The organism is Subdoligranulum sp. APC924/74, from assembly GCF_003324125.1.
GTDB classification, from domain to species: domain Bacteria; phylum Bacillota; class Clostridia; order Oscillospirales; family Ruminococcaceae; genus Gemmiger; species Gemmiger qucibialis.
This window is the reverse complement of the sequence record NZ_PSQF01000030.1, coordinates 22,845-29,854: the sequence shown is the minus strand read 5'-3', so window position 1 is coordinate 29,854 and position 7,010 is coordinate 22,845. Positions and strand designations below refer to the sequence as shown.

Here is a 7,010-nt window from a genome sequence, read left to right as displayed (position 1 = left end):
GCTGCATCGCCCCGCGGCTGTTCTGGTAGCGCGGTTCAACAGCCGGGTCAATGGCGCGGCGGCAAACGCTGCGGCAGACCCCGTCCACAAAGACCGGCAACACCGCATACCCATTCTCGACCACCAACCCAAACCGCCGTACCGTTTCATCGGACAAGCCGCGCCCGGTAAAGTAGGGGTCGGGTCTGCCCACTCTTTCCTTATAAGGAAAAACCCGTGTCGGCTTCGCCGTGACCCGGATGACCTCGCCCCCGCCGTAGCGCCGGTTGACGGCTTTCATTTTAGAAGGAAAATCCGTCAGATTTTCTTCCTGCCCCACTAAGTCAAAAATATCGTAGGTCGCGCCGCAGGCAAAGCAGTGCACCGTCTGATTTTTCTCATTGTACCCCATAGAAGGGTGTGCGTCCTGGTGCGCCGGGTTCAGGCAGGCGAACGGCTTATGCAGGGGCAGCCCGTGCTCCCGCAGCCATTGAGGCAGGCAGCTTTTTAAGGTTTTGGCATCCGTTTTTCTCATACGAAAACTTCTCCTCTTACAGGGAAAACTGTATCTTTTCCTCCCTGTAAAAAAGGGAAAGATATCATACAGTACTTACAGTACATACAGCACTTTTGAAAAAGCGAAAATTTACCGCTGAAATGTGAAAAAGCAGGGGTTTTGCGGGGTGCTTGGGTCATCATTTGTGGCTTTGGCAGTCATCAGATGTAGCTTTGGTGGTCATCATTTGTGGCTTTGGTGAAGCAGTTATGGTCATCAAATGTGGCTTTAGTAAGGCTGCCTTTGGTCATCAGTTGTGGTTTTAAAATCGCAGCTATCGTATCACGTTCCGTTTGCGTGGTTTTTGCTTGAAGCGGCCCTTGTTCGTTTCATCGGGCAAAGTCAGCTCGGGCGTTGGCGCGGGCCTGCGGGTGGTGCGGTCCAGCACGATCTCTACCCCGTCCACAACGCGCCCGGTGCGGGTGAAGCTGTACCCGCTGATGTAGTTCTGCTGGGTCAGATACTCGAGATATATCTCGGTGTAGTTGCGCAGGCGCTGGCGGCGCTGCTTGATGGGCGACGGCTCGCCGAGCTCCTCGTAGATGGATGTGAACAAAATCTTTCGGCTTTGCAGACGGTTGTTTGGGTTCTTCATGCCCTCAATGCGGGTCAGCAGGTAGTTCTTCAGCACAATGATGGCGGGGGTGTTGTTCAGGCTTGCCCCGGCCAGCGGAGAGTCCTCTGCGAAATGCACGTTCAAAAGGTCCATATCCACAAGAGAAATTTGCCGCTTGCTGGATGCGTACTGGAACAGCGGCGGCGTGTCGATGAGAAAGTACGCCTCGACCTCCCGCCCGTTGAGCACAGCGTTCATCCGGTTCATCGGCAAGAGATATTGCGAGAGCGTCAGGCTCTGCAAATTCTGCCCCTCTTTGATGAAGTGGGCGGCAGCCTCCTCGGTGCAGTCCAGCGTGATGGTGGAGTGCCGCATAAATTCCAGTCGATCCCGAATGGTCTGGACGGCCTCTTCCCGCATACTGGGGTTTTCACTACCGATCATGGCGCGGTACAGCATCGGGACGGTGAAATAAATCGTTCCCGCGATCAGCAGCGAGGAAACGCCGTTTAAGATGGCTTTATCAAAGTTCGTCAGGCTGCCGCCGCCATCCAACGCGATGGTTTTCGGAAAATCCATCGTCACGATGGTGGACACGTTTTTCCCGGCGCTTTTGCCGACGTAGACCTCGTTTTCCTCCTCCGGCAGCAGCTTGGGCAGGTTGCGGAAGATGGAGTCCGTCTGCATGCTGTATTTTTCCAGGGGGCCCTGGTTCGCACTGGAAAGCAGCATCCGCTCGGAAAGTGGTTCGTTTTTCAGGTCGGACACATCGCCCGCATACATGGCGTTTACCGCGCAGGTAATGTAACAGGCCATGCCGGCCGGCATACCGTCCAGCATGCTGTTGAAGGATGTCCTTGCCAGTGACCGGACCTCTGTCTCCGGCATGGTCAGACTGCCGCCGACCGGGTGGGAAATGATCTCCAATTGCAGCGCGGCCTGCTTGGCCTGTAAAAGCTGCTCCTGAAAGGCTTCCTCCCGGCGCTCGCTGACGTAGGGGGCAAACGTTCCGAGCAGACCGCGGTAAATCTGCTGGTCGGTCAGAATATCGCCGTATTTATCCTGCAATTCCTGAAAGGTGATAAACGGCTCCTTCTGAAAGATGGGCACCAGCAGGGCGGCGTCCTCGGTATAAAGCTTTGCCTTGGGCGTGGGCAGAGCTTGCTTTTTTTTGGGCACAGTCAGCCTCCTTGGCAAAAAGATATTATGACATGGTGTCATAATATCCTGTAAATACAGGGTTGATGAAAATGAGATATTATGACATGATGTCATAATATCTCAGCCGTGCGCCTTGACCCACGCGGCAACCATGCGGCGGAAATCCTCCTCCAGCGCGGCGGGGACGGTGACACTGACCCGCACGGTCTGCGGCTCTGCCTGCAGGGCGGCATCCAGTTGTTCCGGGGTCATGGCGGCGGTCAGCCTGGCCATTTTGGGGCCTGCCAGCTCGTCGGCATGGCGGGCGGCCAGATACTTCTGGCTCTCGGCAGGAAAGTCCACGAGCCGCAGCGCCGTTGTCAGCGGCAGCTTGCCGCCGTCCAGCAGCTTGAGCAGGCTGCCGTCCAGACTGCCCAGCCGCACATACCGCGCGATCTGGCGGGCGGAGAGGTTGTATTCTTCGCCGATCTGTTCATACTTTGATTTGCGCACACCGTTCCTGCTGCGCTTTTTGCGCCCGGCCAGGGCATACTTCTGGGAGATGCTCCGCGCCTTCTCCGACGGCGTCAGCACGCGCTGCACATAGTTGGAATCCACCACGATCTCGTGCGCCTCGTCGGTGGTGATATCCGTCAGCACGGTGGCAGGGATGCGGCGATATTTGTCCTCGCCGGTCTTTTCCAACAGGGCAGTGTAAGCCCGCACGCGGTTGTGGCCGGAGAGGATCATCAGCGCGCCGTCCGGTTGCTTCCAGACCACAATGGGGTGCAGCAGGTCGTTGGCCCGGATGCTCTCGATCAGCTCTAGCAGCTTGTCGTCGGGGAGCGGCGCATAAAAGTTCCAGGCAGCCGGGGCAGGGGAGAGCTTGTCCAGCGGAACCTCCTCCAGCCGCCGTGTGCCGGGCAAATCGGCCATCAAAGAGGGGAGAGACACCGCACCGGCAGCAGGGGAGACGACGGTCCGTTTTTTTAAAGCCATACAGTATTACCGCCTTTCTCAAACGCAACGCTTTAGGATTTCTTTCGTCAGGGCGCGGTATTCCTTCGAGATACGCGCGCTGCCCGCGTAGTCCAGCACGGGGCGGTTCTCCCACTGGGCGTTCTGCAGGCGGCTGTCCACCCGGATGATCTGCTCAAACAGAAGGGCGCTGTAGCTTTCCCGCAGCTGGTCCATGGCCGCCTCGGTGATCAGGCGGTTGCGGGCATCGTAGCGGTTGATGATGATGCCGCCCACCTGCAAGGTCGGGTTGTACGGTTTGATGCCATCGACAAACTGCAGCACCACGGCCAGGCCGTCCAAATCAAAGCTGGCGGGCTGGGCGGGGATCAGCACATAGTTGGAGGCGTTCACGATGTTGAAGTTCAGCAGCGACAGATTCGGGTTCGTGTCGATGAGGATATAATCATAATAGCCGCGCTCGACAACGGGGCGCAGGATGCTGCGCACGATGTTCTCGCGGCTGATTTTGGTAAACAGCGCCATGTCCAGCGTACCCATCGAAACATCGGCCACGATGATGTCGATATTCTCAAATTTGGTGGGCTGGATGTAGCCGTTCAAATCCTGCTCCGCCAGTACCGCCGCGCCGAAGTTCTTCTCGCTGCGGGGCATATCGAAGCTGCTGGACAGGTTGCGCTGACCGTCGCCGTCGATGACAAGGATGCGCAGCCCCAGCTCGGCCATCGACGTAGCAATACCGCCGCAAAGACTGGTCTTGCCGCAGCCGCCCTTGTTGTTGAGCATGCAGAGCACCTTGGTATCGTGGTAGTCGGGGTGGTAGATTTCGTTGATGTCAACATCCAGATAAGTACACAGCTTTTGGATGTTTTCAAGGTCTGTCGAACTGCGGCCGGTTTCAATCTGCTTGATGGTGGAAAGGCTCACGCCGGTAGATTGGGCAAGCTCCTTTTGGGTAATGTCCTGCTCCAGACGGATGGCTTTGAGCCGCTCATAGTCCAGTTTTACCATAAAAACCTCCAAAATCGAGAAAAAGTTAAAACCACAAGGTTATAACCTTAAGGATATAACTTTATTATAGCATAAGCGGTAAGAAAAGTTCAATAGATAAGAGAAAGAGGGCTGTAAAAATTAGGGCTGCAGCGCCGGCGCACAAAAAGTTTCTATGCAACGCTAGCGGCTCGTTTTTTATCTCCACCTGGCTTTGTAATTTCGCTGCCTTCGCTTATAATAAAGCTACAGAAGCAAAACAGACAGAGCTTCTCTCAGCGGTGAGCCTCCGGCCCGCTGGTATTCCAATCAACAGCCATTCTTATCACTGCACGGGTGACTTGAGCTCCCTCACTAACGAGGTCTGACAGCTCGTCCCTGCGCAGCCTATCAGCGCATCAGGCTGCCAGGTCTGATGCCTGTAGCATGCTGCGAGGCAGCGTAGCAGTCCCCACCCGGCAGCAGAGCTACCTCCCCTCTGCCGGGTGGGGGCTGCTTTTTTGTGTGTAGATATAGGGAGAAAACGCTACAGAAGAAATAAATTTATTGACTTGATCGCCCGCAATACAATTGCTATAATAATAAAAAATCGCAAAATACGACGTATTGATATTAAAAAGATAGCTTAACAATATAAAGGAGGAGCCATTATGACAAAGGAAGAGCTGCTTAAGCGCCTGCATGAGATTCTGGAGATCGTCGGGCCTGATAGGGCTTTCGAAATCAGCGAGAAAACAAATGAAATAAAAGAGCTATGGATTCATCAGACACCCGGCGAGGATGAATTTCTTATGCTGTCATTCACAAAGCTGTTTCCTATCTCAGCTATCAGAAATATTGTTTATGAGTACGGTGAAGATATTGGAAACTACTCAGATACAGATTTTATACTGCACTTTGAGCTCAAGGAAGATTGTCGTTATATCGTGGAATTTGCAGGCGGCTTTGAGAACTACACATGCGTAAGCTATTATGACGGAAATCGATGGCACACGACGGATGAGGACACAGATTGGCTCAAGAAATATAATGAACGAATGCGCGTCAAGGAGAGCATGAGTCGGCTCATATGGACAGCAGCAGAATTCAGTAAGGAAGCAAATGCAGAGGAACTGCTTGAGGTAAAGAATAAAGCAGTAAGCTACTTTGACGAGTATCCGGAGGATCATGAACTTCTTTTGACCTACACCTATCTTGCACTGTGTATGCTCTACAACGAAGAGGAAGATCATTTTGATGCAAGGTGGGCAATCCAGCTCATCGCAAAACGGAAGCTGAAGGAGAAGCTTTTACAGCATATTGAACAATACACCTACTACGATGGAACGGAGCGGTCAAGCTATAATGGCTACTATCTTGGCCTGACAACAATGGCGCTGCGGTTCCTTCGAGAGTGCGGGGAAGAGGACACAGCGAAATAATGAAAGTCCTATTACCGGCGCATTTTTATTATTACAGAACGCATAGGGGAAGAGGACGGCGTGACCATCGAGGATGTGCCGCTGTACAGGTTCTTGCTGGAGATGAAACAGGGAAAATACGGTGCAGCGTATTGGATTAAAAAGACAAGGGGAGATATTATGACATGATGTCATAATATCTCCCCCGTCCCGTAAAAAATATCTGCATTTCTTTAATTTTCCAGACCCATGCCCCTATAGTGCATTTGTAAGCAAACAAAAAAACAAAGGAGATACATCACCATGAAAAAAAAGATCATGTCCCTGTCCTGCCTGATGGCAGCCGCTGCACTGGCCGGCTGCAGTGCGGCCGCACCTGCAGCGGCATCGGAGGAAACCACAACCCCGGAAACTTCGGAGATGACCGAAATCCCCCCGGAAGCCGCCCCCGCGGCGACGGAAACACCTGTAGGGGCGGAAGACACCGACTTGTGGAAGGTGGAACCGGCCTACAGCTTTGATGCAATGATACCGCTGTACTCTGAATGGGACCATACGGCAGGCCGGAATGAAGCAGATGGCATGTATGCCGTTCGAACCGGCGAGCGGTGGAGCCTGTTTGATTCCGACACGGGCAGTGTGATTCTACAGGACGAGGCGCAGCAGATGCCCTATCTGTTTGGAGGAAGTGAACTTTCCGTATGGCTGGACGAATCTTATTATAACAGCGACTTTGAGGTTTTAAAGAAAAAGTGCAATGAGATAAACGCCGAGCTGCAGGCCAATGGCGCGGATATGGAGGTCCAGGCAGGAGACAGCTGCGTGTTTATGAACCGGTGGATCTACACAGCGGATGGCCAAATCTATTATGAGCTGCTGGGGAACTTTGAATTTGACGGCACACCGCTGGCGCAGGTGAGCGATGCCCCGGCGCTGTTCGGGGTACAGCAGGCTGCATGGGACAATGACTACCAGGGATATACAGTGGACGAAAATGCGCTGTATGCAGTGGCGGACAGCGCCGGGAACCTGCTGACGGACTTTCAGTATCAGAACGTTTGCATGTATGGCAGCGATCTGATCGCTGTGCAGGATGAGACAGGAAACTGGGGCTACTGTGACAAGAGCGGCAATGAAGTAATTCCCTGCGTGTATCAAGCCGAGATGGATGCTCAGGGATTGACCGGGCCGATCGACTACGCGTTCCCGGATATGTCCGGCATCGTGGTTGTGCAGGGGGCGGACGGTGCAAAATCGGCACTGTACACCGACGGTACGCCCTGCATCGAAGAGGGCCGCTTTGAGGACCTCGCCCCCGCGCAGGGCGGCTGCGTCTGGGCAAAGCAGAACGGCCTGTGGGGATTGCTGGAGGTAAAATAACGCAGCTGGCAGGGAAAAGCCCCCGGTGAAG

6 protein-coding genes are annotated in these 7,010 nt (G+C 54.0%); 2 read left to right on the top strand and 4 right to left on the bottom strand.

Translation table 11 applies throughout. The features are described from left to right. From C4885_RS08895 to C4885_RS08880, 4 genes are all read right to left on the bottom strand, one after another. Positions 1–514: CHC2 zinc finger domain-containing protein (locus C4885_RS08895; RefSeq protein ID WP_242979523.1), on the bottom strand; the 514-nt coding region annotated here is incomplete at its 3' end. Between the two features lie 295 nt (positions 515–809). Beyond that, positions 810–2,270 (bottom strand): hypothetical protein, encoded by a 1,461-nt coding sequence (locus tag C4885_RS08890; protein ID WP_113999984.1) that lies wholly within the window; start codon positions 2,268–2,270, stop codon positions 810–812. Between the two features lie 102 nt (positions 2,271–2,372). Next, positions 2,373–3,230 (bottom strand): ParB N-terminal domain-containing protein, encoded by an 858-nt coding sequence (locus tag C4885_RS08885; RefSeq protein WP_113999983.1) that lies wholly within the window; start codon positions 3,228–3,230, stop codon positions 2,373–2,375. An 18-nt stretch (positions 3,231–3,248) separates the two neighbouring features. After that, the gene (locus C4885_RS08880) at positions 3,249–4,220 is read right to left on the bottom strand and encodes an AAA family ATPase (protein ID WP_113999982.1); all 972 of its coding nucleotides are present in this window, start codon (positions 4,218–4,220) and stop codon (positions 3,249–3,251) included. 629 nt (positions 4,221–4,849) lie between these two features. Between C4885_RS08880 and C4885_RS08875 the strand changes: the two genes are divergently transcribed. Then, positions 4,850–5,620, top strand: a complete 771-nt coding sequence (locus tag C4885_RS08875; RefSeq protein ID WP_113999981.1) for a hypothetical protein — start codon at positions 4,850–4,852, stop codon at positions 5,618–5,620. A gap of 282 nt (positions 5,621–5,902) precedes the next feature. After that, positions 5,903–6,979, top strand: a complete 1,077-nt coding sequence (locus C4885_RS08870) for a WG repeat-containing protein (protein ID WP_113999980.1) — start codon at positions 5,903–5,905, stop codon at positions 6,977–6,979. The last annotated feature ends 31 nt before the right edge of the window (positions 6,980–7,010 follow it).

What these genes read in the sequence shown, in the direction of transcription:
- C4885_RS08870 (WP_113999980.1), top strand. Translation starts at nt 5,903, where the DNA reads ATGAAAAAAAAGATCATGTCCCTGTCCTGCCTGATGGCAGCCGCTGCA.
- C4885_RS08880 (WP_113999982.1), bottom strand. Translation starts at nt 4,220, where the DNA reads ATGGTAAAACTGGACTATGAGCGGCTCAAAGCCATCCGTCTGGAGCAG.
- C4885_RS08885 (WP_113999983.1), bottom strand. Translation starts at nt 3,230, where the DNA reads ATGGCTTTAAAAAAACGGACCGTCGTCTCCCCTGCTGCCGGTGCGGTG.
- C4885_RS08875 (WP_113999981.1), top strand. Translation starts at nt 4,850, where the DNA reads ATGACAAAGGAAGAGCTGCTTAAGCGCCTGCATGAGATTCTGGAGATC.